Genomic DNA, 15,482 nt, shown 5'->3' with positions numbered 1-15,482 from the left:
TTGAGTTCAGAAGGCACCATCGTCGGCGGCCGGTACCGGCTCGACCAGCCGATCGGCCGAGGCCGCGCGGGCATCGTGTGGCTCGCATTCGACACGCGGCTGTTCCGCACGGTCGCGATGAAGCGCATGTACTTGCCCGTCGGCCTGCCACCCGACCGCGCCGCGCAGGCGCGGGCGATGGTGATGCAGGAGGGCAAGGACGCGGCCCGCATCGAGCACACGAGCGCGATCACCGTGTTCGACGTGCTGCCCGACGGACCCGACGTCTGGCTGGTCATGGAGTACATCCCCTCGCGCGGGATGTCGACCTTCCTGGCCGAGCACGGGCGGCTCACGCCCGAGCAGGCGGCGTCGCTCGGGATCATGCTGGGCGACGCGATGGCGACGATCCACGCGGCCGGGATCGTGCACCGCACGCTCGAGCCCGGCACCGTCCTGCTGGCCGACGACGGCAGCGTGAAGCTCACCGACATCGGCATCACCGGCGGCGGGCCCCACCCGGCCTACCGCGCGCCGGAGGTCACGCGCGGTGCCCCGCCTTCGCCGGCGGCCGACGTGTTCTCGCTCGGCGCCACGCTGTACACGGCGGTGGAGGGGGTGCCGCCGTTCGGGGAGGACGGCGACTCGTCCGAGCGGCCGCCGCAGAACGCGGGGGTGCTCACCGGCGCGTTGCGCAAGATGCTGCGGATGGACCCGACGGCCCGCCCGACCATGGCCGACACGGTCGCCGCGCTGAGCGCGATCACCGAGGGCCGCGAGCAGACAGCGTTCATCCCTCCGACGGCGCCCGCGATGCCGACCGTGCCCGCGTCGCGGCCGATCCCGTCCCAGCAACCAGGACAGCAGCAACCAGGACAGCAGCAACCGGGACAGCAGCAGCCCGGTCAGCAGAGTCCGCTCATGCAGCTGCCGGTCCAGAACGTGCCCTACGCGCCGGCCGCGCCGCAGCCCATGCACCACCAGCCGATGGCGCCGATGGCGGCCCAGCCGACGCAGCAGATCCAGCCCCAGCAGCTCCCGCCGGCGGCGCCGACCGCGCGGTTCACGCCGACACCCGCTCAGCAGGCGGCGTCGGCCGAGGTCCTGCGGCAGAAGGCGGCCGCGCGCCGGAAGCTGATCCTCACCGTCGCCGCGATCCTGTGCGCGGTGCTGATCGGGATCGGTGTGTCGGAGCTGTTGTTCGTCTGAGCCCGGCGTCCGGCGTCAGGCGACCTTCGCCGTCGCCTCGCGCATGGCGTCGATCAGCGTCCGCGCGGCCGGGTTCCCGGTGGCCCGCGCGGCGATGGCGGCGTGGATCGTCCGGCACGGCTCGGGGTTGCGGATCCGCCGCACGGCCACGCCGGGGTGCGGCGTGCCGACGCCCAGCTCCGGGATCAGGCAAACGCCGAGGCCGGCCGCGACGAAGCCCTGCGCGGTCTGGTAGTCCTCCGCCTCGACCACCGCGTTGAGGGTGAAACCCGCCGACGCGCAGGCGCCGTTGAGAATCGCGCGGCAGGCGCCCGGCAGCGGGTCCACGCCGACCCACGACTCGTCGGCGAGATCGGCCAGGTCGAGCACGCGCTTGCGCGCCAACGGGTGGTGGCGCGGCAGGACCGCGCGGTACGGGTCGTCGAGCAGGTGGACCATCTCGATGCCCTTCGCGGGTGGCGTGGGCCGGGGCGAGACGACGATCGCGACGTCGGCACGGCCCTCCTCGACTTCGGGCATCGGGTCGTGGGGCTCCGTGAGCTTGAGGTCGAGCCACACACCGGGGTGCTCGCGGCGCACGGCCGCGACGGCGTGCGGGATCACCGAAGCGCCGGCCGTCGCGAAGTAGCGGACGGCGAGCTTGCCGGTGCGGCCCTCCTTGAGCTCGGTGAGCGCGGCCTCGGCCTTGGCGAGCTCAGCGCTGAGCGCTTCGGCGTGCTCGCACAGCAGCAGGCCCGCCGGAGTGGGCCGGATCCCGCGGCCGACGCGTTCCAGCAGGTCGGTGCCGGCCTCGCGTTCGAGCACCGACAGCTGCTGGCTGATCGCCGACGGGGTGTAGCCGAGGTTCCGGGCCGCGGCGGTGATCGACCCGCTGGTGATCACCGCGCGCAGCACCTGCATGCGCCGCACGTCGAGCATGCCCGAATCCTACAGCTGTGCTTAAGCGTTCCTGCAGTTATTTTCGCTTGTCCTTACGTCTGGGCGGCGCCACGCTGGGCGTTGGCCGATAAGGAGGAACTGGGGTGGGCGAGACGAAGACCCTGCTCAGAATCGCCGCGCTGGCGCTGATGTGGGGTTCGAGCTTCTTCTGGATCAAGCTGGGCCTCGCGGCGTTCTCGCCGGTGCAGCTCGTGCTCGCGCGCCTGGTGCTCGGCGCCGTGGTGCTCGTGGCGATGTGCCGGCTCGCCCGGCGCCGGCTGCCGTCGGACAAGCGCACGTGGGGCCACCTCGTCGTGGCCGCGTTCTTCCACAACGCGCTGCCGTTCCTGCTCTTCGCGATCGGTGAGACCACTGTGGACTCCGGGATCACCGGCGTGCTCAACTCGACGACGCCGCTGTGGGTGCTCGTGGTGGCCCCGTTCCTGGGGGTGCGCCACCGCATGACGCTCACGCGCGCGGCGGGCCTCGTGATCGGGCTCGTCGGGATCCTGCTGATCTTCGCGCCGTGGGAGGCCTCGGGCCTGCTCAGCTGGGGCGCGCTCGCCTGCCTCGCGGCGGCCGCGAGCTACGGCTTCGCGTTCGTCTACGAAGGCCGCTACCTGTCGGGCACCGGCGAATCGCCGTACGCGCTCTCAGGTGGGCAGATGGTGCTGGCCGCCGGGTTCCTCGTGCTGGTGCTGCCTTTCGGTGGCCTGTCACCGGTGCACCTCACGCCGCTGGCCGCCGTGGCCGTGGTGATCCTGGGCCTCGGGTCCACGGGCATCGCGTTCGCCTTGAACTACCAGCTGCTGGCGACCGAAGGCGCCGTCGCGGCGTCCGTGGTCGGCTACCTGCTGCCGATCGTCTCGGTGGCGCTGGGCGCCATCTTCCTGCACGAGCAGCTCAGCGTGCGCGTGATCGCGGGGATGGTCGTGGTGCTGGGCGGCGTCGCGCTCACAAGGGTGCAGCGCAAGAAGACCGAGGCGCCCCAGCCAGTCGAGGCCGTGGCGGCCGAACACGTCTAGACGAGGCGACGGTCGGAGGCCCAGCGGGACAGCTCGTAGCGGTTGGACAGCTGGGTCTTGCGCAGGACGCTCGACACGTGCGTCTCCACCGTCTTCACCGAGATGAACAGCTCCGACGCGATCTCCTTGTACGCGTAGCCGCGCGCGAGCAGGCGCAGGACGTCGCGCTCGCGCGGGGTCAGCAGGTCCAGCTCGGGGTCGTTGATGGGAGCCGAGCCGGGGCGGTCGGCGAACGCGTCGAGCACGAAGCCCGCCAGGCGCGGGGAGAACACGGCGTCGCCGTCGGCCACGCGCACGATGGCGCGCACGAGTTCCTTCGACGAGATGGTCTTGGTGACGTAGCCGCGCGCGCCGCCGCGGATGACGGCGATGACGTCTTCGGCGGCGTCGGACACCGACAGCGCCAGGAAGACGACGTCGGGCAGCTCCGGGCGGACGCGGCGCAGCACCTCGGCGCCGCCACCGTCGGGCATGTGCACGTCCAGCAGCACGACCTGCGGTTTCGTGCGCGCGATGCCCGCGACAGCCTCGGCGACCGAACCCGCTTCGCCGACCACCTGCACCTCGTCGGTGATCGAGTCGAGCTCCGTGCGCACCCCGGCGCGGAAGAGCGCGTGGTCGTCCACGAGGAAGACCTTGACCGGCTCCCGCTGGCTCTCCGTCACGACACCGCTCCCTCGCTCGTCCGCTGCTTCCCCCGGCCCGAGCATAGCGAGGTCACGCCGCGCCCTTCGCCGCTTTGAGCGGCATGGCCAGCTGGACTTCCGTACCCTCACCCGGCGCGGTGCGCAGCTTGCACGTGCCGCCGTGGCGTTCCATGCGGCCGCGGATCGAATCGGCGAGGCCGTGGCGGTCGGCCGGGACGACGTCGGGGTCGAAACCCTTGCCGCGGTCGCGGACGAACACCGTGACCTCGGTCAGCTCCACCTCGGCGTACACGCTGACCTCCTCGACGCCGGCGTGCTTGGCCGCGTTGACGATCGCCTCGCGCGCGGCCTGCACGAGCGCGGTCAGCGGCTCGTTCAGCTCGACGTCGCCGACCACGACCTGGTTGACGGAGATCGCGAACTGGTCCTCGACCTCACCACACGCGGTGGCCAGCGCCTCGGACAGCGGAACGGCGCCCTCTTCCTCTTCCTTCGTCTTCTTGTCGCTCGGCTTGCCGTAGCCGCCGGCGCCGTAGAGCCAGCCGCGCAGCTCGCGCTCCTGGCCGCGCGCCAGGCGGGCGACCTCGTGCGGCTGGTCGGCCTGCCGCTGGATCAGGGCGAGGGTCTGCAGCACCGAGTCGTGCAGGTGCGCGGCGATCTCGGCGCGTTCGTCGGTGCGGATGCGCGCGCGGCGCTCGTCGCCGAGGTCGCGGACCAGCCGCAGCCAGAACGGCACGGTCAGCACGGCGACGCCGAACAGCGTCGCGAGCACGGCGAGGAGCGCGAACTTGACCTGGTCGAAGGTGCCGCTCTGGAACACCACGACCCCGATGCCCGTCGCCACCAGTGCCACGCCGGCGAGGATCCGGATGATCGCGGCGCCGCGGCCGCCCTGGCCGACCAGCGCGCCGGTGACCCCGCCGCGCGCGCCCGTGCGCCACCGGCGCCGCTGCGACTCGTCGGCCTCACGCCAGACGACGGCCGCACCGAGCATGGCGATGACCAGGGGCAGGGCGACCCAGCCGCGGATGGTGCCGCTGAGCGTGCCGCTCGCGATGGCGAGGCCGATGCCGAGCGCGATCAGGCCGTACGCCTGCTGGCGCTCCTTGTTCGAGGACTCCGTCTCCGGCGCGTCTTCGGCTCGCTGCGGCACGAAGACCCACAGCAGTCCGTACGCGAGCAAGCCGGCGCCGTTGAGGGCCGCGAGCAGCGCGAACGCCAGGCGCACCCACACGACGGGCACGCCGAGGTGGTCCGCGAGCCCGCCCGCGACCCCGGCCACCGCGCGCCCGTTGCGCCGCCGGTGCATCTTCGGCCGCTCCGGCTGCTCGGCGACGGGCGCCGCCACGGGCGGCACCGGCACACGGGCCGGCGCCGGCGCCGTGGTGGCGTCGAGGTCGAGGAAGTCCTGCACGTCGTCCATCGTCACACGCCGGAGGCCGCGGTGGCATCGGGGAAGCCCCTGATCACGACCCGGATGAGCTCGGCTCTCAGGGGAAACCTCAGGGAACGTCCCCGATGTGGGCGCCTCGGGATTCCCGCATGCTTTGCCGTATGAGTGGTGCGAACGAAGCGCCGGCCCCGAAGTCCAACCCGTTCAACGGCTTCGAGGAGACGGTCAAGGACTTCTGGGTGAGCAGGCCGCGGCGCCCGCACGCCGGGCGGAAGGTCGCGGGGGTCGCGGCCGGACTGGGGAACCGCTACGGCATCGATCCGGTCGTGATCCGGGTGGCGCTCGTCGCGGCAATGGTGTTCGGCGGGTTCGGGCTGGTGTTCTACCTGCTCGGCTGGCTGTTCTTCCCGAGCGAGGGCGACGAGGTGTCGGGCTTCGAGGCGATGATCGGGCGCGGGCAGTCGACGATGTCGAAGGCCTTCGCGGTCGTGCTGTGCGTCGCGCTGATCCCGGTGATCGGGTGGACGTTCGGCAACGGCTGGTTCGACGGCGGTGGCCTCATCGGGTTCGCGCTGCTCACGGCAAGCCTCTACCTCCTGCACCGCAACCGCGGGCAGGACAACCGCCCGGCACCGGTCGTCGGGTACCGCGCGTACCAGACGGCCCAGGCCGCGCCCGGAACCGGAGCCTTCACGATGACGGACACCTCCACCACGGAGCCGACGGGCTCGGCCGCGCCCGGTTTCGACCCGCTCGCGGCCGACCCGGCGGGCTGGGACCTGCCGGACCCGGCCGGGCCGCCGCCCCAGGACCCGTACCGCTACGACTACGACGAGCCCACCACCCCGCCGCGGCAGCCGCGGTCGAAGATCGGCTCGGTGACGTTCGCGGCGGCCGTGCTCGTGGCCGGCCTCGGCGTGGTGCTGAACCTCAACGGCGTGGATTGGTTCTCGGTCAAGCACATCATCGGACTGGTGCTGGGCGTGCTCGGCGTCGGCATGGTCGCCGGCGCGTTCGTCCGCGGCTCGCGGGGGCTGATCGGCCTCGCGGTTCCGCTCGCGATCGTCGGCATGGTGCTGACCACGACCACCTTCACCAACATCGACCTGCGCGGCGGGGTCGGCGACCTGCGCTCGACGCCGCACTCGGTGGCCGAGCTGCAGCCGGTGTACCACCACGCGGCGGGCGACCTCGACCTCGACCTGACGCAGATCCCGCTGTCGGGCCCGATCACCACGTCGGTGAACAACGGCGCCGGCGACACCAAGGTCACGGTGCCCGCGACCGCTGACGTGACCTACACCTGCAAGAACTCCGCCGGCGACGTCGACTGCCTCGACCGCTCGACCAACGGCGTCGGCCAGCCGGCCATCACCGGCACCGACTACGGCACGGACGGCGTCGGCGGACAGAAGATCACGCTCGACGTCACCAACGGCGCGGGCAGCGTGGAGGTGCTCCGTGGCTGACAACCCGTACTCCTACGACGAGCCGGCCCCGGCTCCGGTCCGCCGCCGCGGGGTGGACGTGTTCACCCTGATCGTCGGCATCGCGACCCTGCTGGTCTCGGGCTACGTCCTTTCCGACGGCGCGAGCTGGCTGCCTTCCTTCGACTTCCGCTGGGTCGTCGCGGGCGGCGCGGTGTTCGTCGGTGTGCTCCTGCTGGCGGCTTCGCTGCGGCGTCGCCGGCCTTGACCCCGGAAACGCGAAGGGCCCCCTCGAACTCCGAGGGGGCCCTGTCCCGTTCGCGACCGGGAGGTCACTCCCATTCGATGGTGCCCGGCGGCTTGCTCGTCACGTCGAGCACCACGCGGTTGACGTCGGGCACCTCGTTGGTGATGCGGGTCGAGATGCGCTCGAGCACCTCGTACGGCAGGCGCGTCCAGTCCGCGGTCATGGCGTCCTCCGACGACACCGGCCGCAGGACGATCGGGTGGCCGTAGGTGCGGCCGTCGCCCTGCACGCCGACGCTGCGGACGTCGGCCAGCAGCACCACGGGGCACTGCCAGATCTCGCGGTCGAGACCGGCCGCGGTCAGCTCCTCGCGCGCGATCGCGTCGGCCGCGCGCAGGGTTTCCAGGCGGTCGGCCGTGACCTCGCCGATGATGCGGATGCCGAGGCCGGGGCCGGGGAACGGCTGGCGCTGCACGATCGTCTCCGGCAGCCCCAGCTCGAGGCCGACGCGGCGCACCTCGTCCTTGAACAGCAGCCGCAGCGGTTCGACGAGCTCGAACTGCAGGTCGTCGGGCAGGCCGCCGACGTTGTGGTGGCTCTTGATGTTGGCCGTGCCCTCACCGCCGCCAGATTCGACGACGTCGGGGTACAGCGTGCCCTGCACCAGGAACTTGTAGTCGCCCTGCGCCTTGAGGTCGCGCTCGGCCTGCTCGAACACGCGGATGAACTCGCGGCCGATGATCTTGCGCTTCTCCTCGGGGTCGGTGACGCCGGCGAGCGCGTCGAGGAACCGCTCGCGCGCGTCGATCGTCACGAGCTTCACGCCCGTGGCGGCGACGAAGTCGCGCTCCACCTGGGTGCGCTCGCCCGCGCGCAGCAGGCCGTGGTCCACGAACACGCACGTGAGCCGGTCGCCGATCGCGCGCTGCACCAGTGCCGCCGCGACGGCCGAGTCGACGCCGCCGGACAGGCCGCAGATCGCCCGGCCACCACCGATCTGGTCGGCGATGTGCGCGACCTGCTCGTCCACGATGGACGACGTGGTCCACTGCGGCTTCACGCCCGCGATGTCGTAGAGGAAGCGCCGCAGCACCTCCTGGCCGTGCGGTGAGTGCGCGACCTCCGGGTGGTACTGCACCCCCGCGAACTGCCGGTCGACGTCCTCGAACCCGGCCACGGCCGCGCCGTCGGAGCTGGCGGTGACGACGGAGCCCTCGGGCGCCTTGGTGACGCTGTCGTTGTGGCTCATCCACGCCGTCTGGTGACCGGGCAGGCCGGCGTGCAGCACGCCGCCCTCACCGATCACGCGCACGTCGGTGCGGCCGAACTCGCGCACGCCGGTCGGCTCGACGACGCCGCCGAGCGCCCGCGCGAGCAGCTGGTGGCCGTAGCAGATGCCGAGGATCGGCACGCCGGCTTCGACCAGCTTCGCGTCCATCGCCGGGGCGCCCTCGGCGTAGACGCTCGACGGGCCGCCGGACAGGATGATCGCCGCCGGGTTCTTGGCCAGCAGGTCCTCGGCGGTCGAGCCGGACGGCACGACCTCGGAGTACACCTGGGCCTCGCGCACGCGGCGGGCGATCAGCTGCGCGTACTGCGCCCCGAAGTCCATGACGAGTACCGGACCGGTGGGATTGGCCACCTACGACCTCCAGGCGAATGAGCGCTTTTGCCACCATCGTCCCAGGTGGGCTGGGTCACTGCGCACCTGGCTCCGGAACGAGGACCGCCCCTGTCCGCGAAGCGTCTTACGGTGCTCGCATGACTGTCGCATGGACCACCGAACTCCACGACCAGCTCGACTGGCACTGGCAACACCACGTGCGCTCGCGCCTCGACGGGATCACCGACGACGAGTACTTCTGGCAACCGGTACCGGACTGCTGGACCGTGCGCCCGCGCGCCGAGAACCCGGAGGGCCCCGGCAGCGGTGACTTCACCGTCGACTTCGCCTACCCGGAGCCCGTGCCGCCGCCGGTGACGACGATCGCCTGGCGGCTCGCGCACGTCATCGTCGGGGTGCTCGGCATGCGGGCCGCCTCGCACTTCGGCGGGCCCGCGATGAGCTACGAAACCTTCCCGTACGCCGGCACCGCGGCCGAGGCGCTCGACCAGCTCGACTCGGCGTACGCGAGCTGGATCGGCGGCGTGAAGGCGCTCGACGCCGATGCGCTGGCGCGCGCGGTCGGCCCGGCGGAGGGGCCGTTCGCGGAGTACCCGATGGCCGCGCTGGTGCTGCACATCAACCGCGAGACCATCCACCACTGCGCCGAAGTGCTGCTGCTGCGGGATCTCTACCGCAACCGGTGACCAGACGACGGCCCGGCCCGGTCCCCCGACCGGACCGGGCCGTCGTACCCCCGGCGCCCCCGAGTCGGCGCCCCCCGGTTCAGGAAGCCGGCCGGACCTTCGGCAGCAGCAGGAAACCCAGCGCCATCCCCAGCAGCGCCGGCATTCCGTGGTTGTCGTGCAGCACCGTGTCGAGCACCGCAAGCGGCGCGACGAGCACCGGCACGACGAACACCTGCCCCGGCAGCTGCACGCCGTGTCGCGCCGGCGCCCGCAGCAGCGCCACGGCGAGCGCGCCGATGAGCCCGGCGACGCACATCGAGTTGCCCGCGCCGACCGGCTGCAGCCAGACGTAGCTGAGGAACTGGCCGAACAGCCCGCAGCCGAAGTACAAGGCGATCCACCGGGCGCGCCCGAAGTAGCTCTCGGCGAGCGTGCCGAAGACGGCCAGGACGGCCAGGTTGAAGATCCCGCCGACGAGCCCGCCGTCCTGGAAGAACATGCCGGTGAGCAGCCGCCACCACTGGCCGGCGTCGATGGCCGTGCCGTCGCGGCGCACGTGCTCGAGCAGCCCCGGCACCGCCAGCTGCGCGACGAGCGCCGCCGCCGTGACGAGGAACACCGCCCCCGTGAGCACGGGCAGCCGCCGCGGGCCGATGCGGTCGAAGACGGCCACGAACGGGTTGCCGTGCCAGCGAGTCAAGCCCGGATTGGTCATGATCCGAACGTAGGCGGACGGGTCCGTGAGTACCCCCGACATTTGTCACGTGAGCACCGGGGCATGCGTCACGAGGAATGAATCCCGCCTCGGACGACTCGGAACTGGTGACCGCGAAAAGCTGGAAAGGACCTTCATGCGAGCGACACTCATCTACGGCGCCGGCGACGTCCGCGTGGAGACGCGCCCGGATCCGAAGGTGGCGGCGCCCACGGACGCCGTGGTCCGGGTCGTGCGCTCCTGCATCTGCGGCAGCGACCTGTGGCCGTACGGCGGGATGCCCGCGCAGGAGCACGGCCGCCCGATCGGCCACGAATTCCTCGGCGTGGTCGAGGAAACCGGCTCCGACGTGGTGCACGTGCGCAAGGGCGACCTCGTGATCGCGCCGTTCGTGTACTCCGACAACACGTGCGAGTTCTGCCAGGAGGGCCTGCAGACCTCGTGCCTGCACGGCGGCAACTGGGGCGTGAACGGCGTCGACGGCGGCCAGGGCGAGGCCGTGCGCGTGCCGCTGGCCGACGGAACGCTGGTGCCGGTGCCGCACACCGAAGACCGCGACTTGCTGGCTTCTCTGCTGACACTGTCGGACGTGTTCTCCACCGGGCACCACGCGGCCGTGACCGCGGGCGTCGCGCCGGGCAAGACGGTGACCGTGATCGGTGACGGCGCGGTGGGCCTGTCCGCCGTGCTGGCCGCGAAGCGCCTCGGGGCCGAGCACGTCGTGCTGATGGGCCGCCACCAGGCCCGCACGGACCTGGGCCGCGAGTTCGGCGCGGACGACGTCGTCGCCGAGCGCGGCGAGGAGGGCAGCACGCGCGTCCGCGAGCTGACGGGCGGGCGCGGCACCCACGCCGTGCTGGAGTGCGTGGGCACGCTGCCCGCGTTCGAGATGGGCCTCGGCGTGGTGCGTCCCGGCGGTGCGCTCAGCCGCGTCGGCGTGCCGCAGTACCCGCAGGGTCCGATCGGGCGGCCGGTGTTCACGCAGAACATCACGATCACCGGCGGCGTCGCGCCGGCGCGGAAGTACATCCCGGAGCTCCTGCCGGACGTGCTCGAAGGCCGCTACCAGCCGGGCCGCGTGTTCGACCGCACCATCGGCCTGTCCGACGTGCCCGCCGGGTACCGGTCGATGGCCGGCCGCGACGCGCTGAAGGTGCTCATCGAGCCGTGAGCGACGCGCCGCGTGAACCCCGTAAGGGTGGGGGTTCACGCGGCGGACACCACGCCCGCATACCTTGGTACGCATGGACATGATCACCCCGGAACCGCGGCCCGCGTGGATCGCCGGCCGGGCGGAACAGGGCGCTGAGACGATCGTCGTGCGGCACCCGTTCGACGGCAGCGAAGTGGCGACCGTGGCGGTGCCCGGCGCCGATCAGGTGGAGCGCGCGGTGGCGGCCGCCGCGGGTGTCGCGCGGGAGTTCCGCCGCACGCCGGCCCACCAGCGGGCGCAAGCGCTCGAGCACGTCTCGCGCGGGTTGTCGGCGCGCGCCGAAGAGATCGCCGAGGTGATCACCGCGGAGAACGGCAAGCCGCTCAAGTGGGCGGAGGCCGAGGTGAGCCGTGCGGTGTCGGTGTTCCGCATCGCCGCCGAGGAAGCCCGCCGGTTCAGCGGCGACGTGCAGCGCCTCGACGCCGACCCGTCCGGCGACGCGCGGCTGGCGTTGACCCGGCGCGTGCCGCGCGGGCCCGTGCTCGGGATCGCGCCGTTCAACTTCCCGCTGAACCTGGTGGCGCACAAGGTCGCGCCGGCGTTGGCGGTCGGGGCGCCGATCGTCGTGAAGCCGGCGCCGCGCACGCCGTTGTCGGCGCTGATCCTCGGTGAGCTCCTGGCCTCGGCGGATCTTCCCGAAGGCGTGTTTTCCGTGCTGCCGCTGGGGAACGAGGCGACGCAGGCGCTGGTGGCGGACCCGCGGCTGCCGGTCGTGTCGTTCACCGGCTCGGGCCCGGTCGGCTGGTCGATCGCCGACGCGGCGCCGCGCAAGCACGTGGTGCTGGAGCTCGGGGGCAACGCGGCGGCCGTGGTGCTGCGCGACTGGCCGGACCCCGAGGGGGCGGCGCAGCGCATCGCGACGTTCGGCAACTACCAGGCCGGGCAGTCGTGCATTTCGGTGCAGCGCGTGATCGTCGACGCGGCCGTGGCCGAGGAGTTCGTCCCCGCGCTGGTGGAGGCCGTCCAGGCGCAGCACACCGGTGACCCGTACGACCGCAACACCGACGTCGGCCCGGTCGTCGACGAGGCCGCGGCCGAGCGGATCATCGCGTGGGTCGAGGAGGCCGTGGCCGCGGGCGCGAAGGTGCTCACGGGCGGCACGCGCGAGGGCACGAACGTCGCGCCGACGCTGCTCACCGACGTGCCGCCGGCCACCAGGGCGTGGTCGGAGGAGATCTTCGGCCCGGTGCTCGCGGTGTCCGTTGTGGACGGTGTCGACGAGGCGTTCGTGGCGGTCAACGATTCGGCCTACGGGCTGCAGGCCGGCGTGTTCACCAGCGACGTGCAGCTGGCCTTCCACGCGTCCGCCGAGCTCGAGGTCGGTGGCGTGATCATCGGCGACGTGCCCTCCTACCGCGCCGACCAGATGCCCTACGGCGGCGTGAAGGGCTCCGGGGCCGGGCGCGAAGGCGTGCTGTCGGCGATGAACGACCTCACGGAGGAGCGCGTGACCGTGTTCACCGGGGTGGATCTCTAGGCCTGGGCGGACTGGGCGAACTTGAGGACGCCGTCCGGGTCGTAGGTCTTCGCGACCTGCTCGAGCCGGGCGGCGTTGTCGCCGTAGTAGGCGGTTTTCCAGTCGGGCATCGCCGGGTCGACGTAGTTGACGTAGCCGCCGCCGGCGCCCGCGTCGGCGAGGCCACTGACCACAGTGGACACGTTCTTCGCGACACTGCTGTGGTTGCCCGTGGTCGCGGGTGCGTAGATCTGGATGCTCGCGAGCGCCTTGCGGTGCGGGAACGCGGTGTCCGTGGGCGCGACGTCGGCGACGGCGCCGCCGAGGCCGTCGATGAGCAGGTCCATGCCCTTGTGGCCGGCCGCGAGGTCGCTGACCTTCGCCCCCCGGACGGGATCCGTGATGATCCGCGACGACGCCACGAACGTCTGGCGCGCGGAGCTGCCGGAGAAGTAGTTCATGGCGCCGCCGTAGCTCAGCGACTTCATCGTGCGGCTCGACGGGCTGGCGCCCAGCTTGCCCAGCAGCGCGGTCAGGTCGCCCGAGCTGCCGACGAACGCGCCGCCGACGCGGCACGCGACCGGCGAACCGCCGGAGACGACCAGGTTCGACCACAGCTCGGGCGGGGTCGTCGGGAGCCACTGCTGCCACGCGTCGAGCACGTCGCCGGCCGAGCCGCCGGGGAAGTGCAGGGAGAACACCGTGATGTCCGGCGCCGGGTCCGTGCGGAAGGTGAACGACGTGACGATGCCGAAGTTGCCGCCCCCGCCGCCGCGCAGCGCCCAGAACAGGTCCGGCTCGGAGTCGGCGCTCGCGGTGCGCAGCTTGCCGTCGGGGGTCACGACCTGCGCGGAGACGAGGCGGTCGCACGTCAGGCCGTACTTGCGCGCGACGACACCGATGCCACCGCCGAGCGTGAGGCCCGCGATGCCCACGGTCGGGCACGACCCGGCGGGCAGGCACCGGCCGGCCTTGGCGAGCGCCGCGTAGACGTCGCCGAGCCGCGCGCCCGCGCCGATCACGACCTGCTCGCCCTGCACCTGGACCTGCGACATACCGCCCACGTCGACGATCAGGCCACCGTCCGGAGTGGAGTACCCGGCGTAGCTGTGCCCGCCGCTGCGCGCGGCGATCGGCAACCGTTGCGCGGCCGCCTCGAAGCAGGCCTGCACGTCCCCGGGCTTCGCGACCTTCGCCACGGCGGCCGGGGTGTGGCCGTCGAACAGCGGGTTGAAGCCGTGCCGGGCGGTGGCGAACCCGCCGTCACCGGGCAGCAGCAGGTCACCGCTGAGCTTGCTCCTGAGGGCAGTCCAGTCCGGCGGCCCACTCGGCTTCGCGCTGGTGGACGGCGGGGGTGTCGGTGTCGTCGGCGTGCTTGCGGACGGTTGCCGCGGCGGCGCGGAGTTCGGCGCGCAGGCGGCGGCCACCGCGCCGAGGGTGGTCAGGCCGGCGGCCCGCAGGAACGTCCTTCTCCCGACAGTCATACTTGATCAGACGTTCCGGACAGCGAGGTGGTTCATCGCGTCGCCCGGGCGAGCTACGAACACACGAGTGCGTCACGTCAGGCGAACTCCGGTGCCGGTGCTCAGAGAAGACAGCCGGCCCGCCTCGAAAACCGCCGCGCCGGACTGGCCTCGCTCACGAGCAGACCGGGTGATCACGCACGAACCGTGCGGTACCCGGTTCGGCGGCGAGGACCTGCCGCGCGGCTTCGAAGGACGTGTGGACCTGGCGCGCATCGGTTTCCAGCTGGGGCCCGAAGGTCGCGGCGGCCGCGGGCGAGAGGGCGGTAACGCGCTGCCGGCTGCGGGCCAGGTCGTCCTGCAGCTGGGTGTAGACGGTGGTCAGGCGGTCGCGCGTGGGGCTCGGCGAGGCGCCGCTGACGTGGGCTGCGTTGCTTTTCACGACCGTGAGCAGGGTCGCGAGGTTCTGTTCGGCGTCCCGCTGGGCCTTCTGGCGTTCGGCGAGGGTGGCGTCGGCCATGGCCGCGTACGGGATCGCGTCGTAGCCGGTGTTCTTGAGCGCGAGCAGCGCGGCTGAAGGGCCGCTGCAGAACTCGCCGACCCAGTGGTAGGCCTCGCTGTCCGCCGGGGACAGCGCCGGCGACGAGGCCGGCGAAGGCGCAGGAGCGGGCGGGGGCGCCGAGCACCCGGAAACTCCAGCTACGAGCAGCACGGCCACGATCGGCAACCTGCGCACGCGTCGTCCCTTCCCCAGAACCCGGCAAGCCAAGCACAACGGGAAACCCGCGTCACACCAGGGACGTGAACTCCGGCACCGGGCCGTCGAGCGCGTCGCCGGAGCCGCGGCCGGAGACCCACGCCAGGACGGCGCCGGGGGTGCCCGACACGAGGCCGCCCGAGCCGTCGGCCATGGTCCAGGTGTGGGTGCCGTCGGTGAGGCGGATCGGCGGCAGGGGTGCCGTGTACATGCGGATCATGTTGCCCACCACGGCTTCGATGTGGTCGCCCAGCAGCGCCGTGGCGGAGGCGAAGTCGTGGCCGCGGTCGAGGTCGGCGAGGTGGATGGTGGTTTCGGCCAGGCGCAGGATCAGTGCGTCGGCACCGGTGATGGGCTGGCCGGCGCGGCCGCGGACCGGCGCGCTCCAGGCGTGGTCCGGCAGGGACGCGGCGAGGTCGACGAGCCGCTCCCCCGACGCGACCACGTCGGCGAGGATCTCGGCGACAGCACGGGAAGCGCCGGCGTTGATGGCGTCGTCGCGGGCGGTGCCGGGGCCGTACATGGGGGTTTCGACGCCGGTGGACGCCCAGGTCAGGAGGTTGCCGACGGCGTCGGCGTTGCGGGCGAGGTGCGTGAGCAGGTGCCCGCGCGACCAGCCGGGCAACGCGCTCGGCGCGCGCACCGCTTCCTCGTCGAGAGAGCCTGCGGCCAAGGCCCACTCGTCCTGCAGTTCCCGGATGCGGGCCAGCGCCGCGTCGGTGCTCACGCGGCCGATCCTAG

At 72.5% G+C, this 15,482-nt stretch carries 15 protein-coding genes; 7 read left to right on the top strand and 8 right to left on the bottom strand.

The genetic code is table 11. From position 1 onward, the window contains the following. Positions 1-1,188, top strand: a complete 1,188-nt coding sequence (locus tag ACIA77_RS02810) for a protein kinase (RefSeq protein ID WP_395884029.1) — start codon at positions 1-3, stop codon at positions 1,186-1,188. A 15-nt stretch (positions 1,189-1,203) separates the two neighbouring features. Here the strand turns inward: ACIA77_RS02810 and ACIA77_RS02805 are convergent, their stop codons facing one another. After that, positions 1,204-2,106: a LysR family transcriptional regulator gene (locus ACIA77_RS02805; RefSeq protein ID WP_395884028.1), complete on the bottom strand. Its 903-nt coding sequence runs from the start codon at positions 2,104-2,106 to the stop codon at positions 1,204-1,206. A 104-nt stretch (positions 2,107-2,210) separates the two neighbouring features. Between ACIA77_RS02805 and ACIA77_RS02800 the strand changes: the two genes are divergently transcribed. Then, positions 2,211-3,131, top strand: coding sequence for a DMT family transporter (locus ACIA77_RS02800; RefSeq protein ID WP_395884027.1), 921 nt, complete (start codon positions 2,211-2,213; stop codon positions 3,129-3,131). Here the strand turns inward: ACIA77_RS02800 and ACIA77_RS02795 are convergent. Both ACIA77_RS02795 and ACIA77_RS02790 read right to left on the bottom strand, forming a co-directional pair. Then, entirely contained in the window at positions 3,128-3,841 is a 714-nt protein-coding gene (locus ACIA77_RS02795) for a response regulator (protein WP_395884026.1), read from the bottom strand. The genes ACIA77_RS02800 and ACIA77_RS02795 overlap by 4 nt on opposite strands. A 7-nt stretch (positions 3,842-3,848) precedes the next feature. Next, on the bottom strand, positions 3,849-5,207 hold the full coding sequence (locus ACIA77_RS02790) for a PspC domain-containing protein (protein ID WP_395884025.1): 1,359 nt from the start codon (positions 5,205-5,207) through the stop codon (positions 3,849-3,851). A gap of 125 nt (positions 5,208-5,332) precedes the next feature. Between ACIA77_RS02790 and ACIA77_RS02785 the strand changes: the two genes are divergently transcribed. Together ACIA77_RS02785 and ACIA77_RS02780 are read left to right on the top strand one after the other, a co-directional pair. Further along, complete coding sequence (locus ACIA77_RS02785; protein WP_395884024.1) at positions 5,333-6,640, top strand: PspC domain-containing protein; 1,308 nt, start codon at positions 5,333-5,335, stop codon at positions 6,638-6,640. Continuing rightward, positions 6,633-6,866, top strand: a complete 234-nt coding sequence (locus ACIA77_RS02780) for a hypothetical protein (RefSeq protein WP_395884023.1) — start codon at positions 6,633-6,635, stop codon at positions 6,864-6,866. The genes ACIA77_RS02785 and ACIA77_RS02780 overlap by 8 nt, the downstream gene beginning before the upstream one ends. A gap of 64 nt (positions 6,867-6,930) precedes the next feature. Here the strand turns inward: ACIA77_RS02780 and guaA are convergent, their stop codons facing one another. Then, complete coding sequence (gene guaA / locus ACIA77_RS02775; RefSeq protein WP_395884022.1) at positions 6,931-8,487, bottom strand: glutamine-hydrolyzing GMP synthase; 1,557 nt, start codon at positions 8,485-8,487, stop codon at positions 6,931-6,933. A 119-nt stretch (positions 8,488-8,606) separates the two neighbouring features. Here guaA and ACIA77_RS02770 point away from each other — a divergent pair, with 119 nt between their 5' ends. Next, complete coding sequence (locus ACIA77_RS02770; protein WP_395884021.1) at positions 8,607-9,155, top strand: DinB family protein; 549 nt, start codon at positions 8,607-8,609, stop codon at positions 9,153-9,155. 79 nt (positions 9,156-9,234) lie between these two features. On the opposite strand, the gene ACIA77_RS02765 is transcribed toward ACIA77_RS02770, so the two are convergent. Continuing rightward, positions 9,235-9,852, bottom strand: a complete 618-nt coding sequence (locus ACIA77_RS02765) for a rhomboid family intramembrane serine protease (RefSeq protein WP_395884020.1) — start codon at positions 9,850-9,852, stop codon at positions 9,235-9,237. A gap of 136 nt (positions 9,853-9,988) precedes the next feature. Here ACIA77_RS02765 and ACIA77_RS02760 point away from each other — a divergent pair, with 136 nt between their 5' ends. Then, positions 9,989-11,023 carry a zinc-dependent alcohol dehydrogenase family protein gene (locus ACIA77_RS02760; RefSeq protein WP_395884019.1) on the top strand — a complete coding sequence of 345 codons (1,035 nt, stop codon included), beginning with the start codon at positions 9,989-9,991 and terminating at the stop codon, positions 11,021-11,023. Between the two features lie 73 nt (positions 11,024-11,096). Further along, on the top strand, positions 11,097-12,542 hold the full coding sequence (locus ACIA77_RS02755) for an aldehyde dehydrogenase family protein (RefSeq protein WP_395884018.1): 1,446 nt from the start codon (positions 11,097-11,099) through the stop codon (positions 12,540-12,542). Here ACIA77_RS02755 and ACIA77_RS02750 read toward each other — a convergent pair. From ACIA77_RS02750 to ACIA77_RS02740, 3 genes are all read right to left on the bottom strand, one after another. After that, a complete protein-coding gene (locus tag ACIA77_RS02750; protein ID WP_395884017.1) occupies positions 12,539-14,005 on the bottom strand; it encodes an FAD-binding oxidoreductase in 1,467 nt (488 codons plus the stop codon). The two genes, ACIA77_RS02755 and ACIA77_RS02750, sit on opposite strands and share 4 nt — an antisense overlap. A 154-nt stretch (positions 14,006-14,159) precedes the next feature. Continuing rightward, entirely contained in the window at positions 14,160-14,720 is a 561-nt protein-coding gene (locus ACIA77_RS02745; protein WP_395884016.1) for a hypothetical protein, read from the bottom strand. Positions 14,721-14,772: 52 nt separating this feature from the next. Beyond that, a complete protein-coding gene (locus ACIA77_RS02740; RefSeq protein ID WP_395884015.1) occupies positions 14,773-15,468 on the bottom strand; it encodes a maleylpyruvate isomerase family mycothiol-dependent enzyme in 696 nt (231 codons plus the stop codon). Positions 15,469-15,482: the final 14 nt, after the last annotated feature.

This window comes from Amycolatopsis sp. NPDC051903 (genome assembly GCF_044452505.1).
GTDB lineage: Bacteria > Actinomycetota > Actinomycetes > Mycobacteriales > Pseudonocardiaceae > Amycolatopsis.
Note: the sequence above shows the minus strand (reverse complement) of the source record. Positions and strands in the feature narration are given on the sequence as shown.

What these genes read in the sequence shown, in the direction of transcription:
- ACIA77_RS02805 (WP_395884028.1), bottom strand. Translation starts at nt 2,106, where the DNA reads ATGCTCGACGTGCGGCGCATGCAGGTGCTGCGCGCGGTGATCACCAGC.
- ACIA77_RS02795 (WP_395884026.1), bottom strand. Translation starts at nt 3,841, where the DNA reads ATGCTCGGGCCGGGGGAAGCAGCGGACGAGCGAGGGAGCGGTGTCGTG.
- ACIA77_RS02785 (WP_395884024.1), top strand. Translation starts at nt 5,333, where the DNA reads ATGAGTGGTGCGAACGAAGCGCCGGCCCCGAAGTCCAACCCGTTCAAC.
- ACIA77_RS02770 (WP_395884021.1), top strand. Translation starts at nt 8,607, where the DNA reads ATGACTGTCGCATGGACCACCGAACTCCACGACCAGCTCGACTGGCAC.
- ACIA77_RS02765 (WP_395884020.1), bottom strand. Translation starts at nt 9,852, where the DNA reads ATGACCAATCCGGGCTTGACTCGCTGGCACGGCAACCCGTTCGTGGCC.
- ACIA77_RS02760 (WP_395884019.1), top strand. Translation starts at nt 9,989, where the DNA reads ATGCGAGCGACACTCATCTACGGCGCCGGCGACGTCCGCGTGGAGACG.
- ACIA77_RS02755 (WP_395884018.1), top strand. Translation starts at nt 11,097, where the DNA reads ATGGACATGATCACCCCGGAACCGCGGCCCGCGTGGATCGCCGGCCGG.
- ACIA77_RS02750 (WP_395884017.1), bottom strand. Translation starts at nt 14,005, where the DNA reads ATGACTGTCGGGAGAAGGACGTTCCTGCGGGCCGCCGGCCTGACCACC.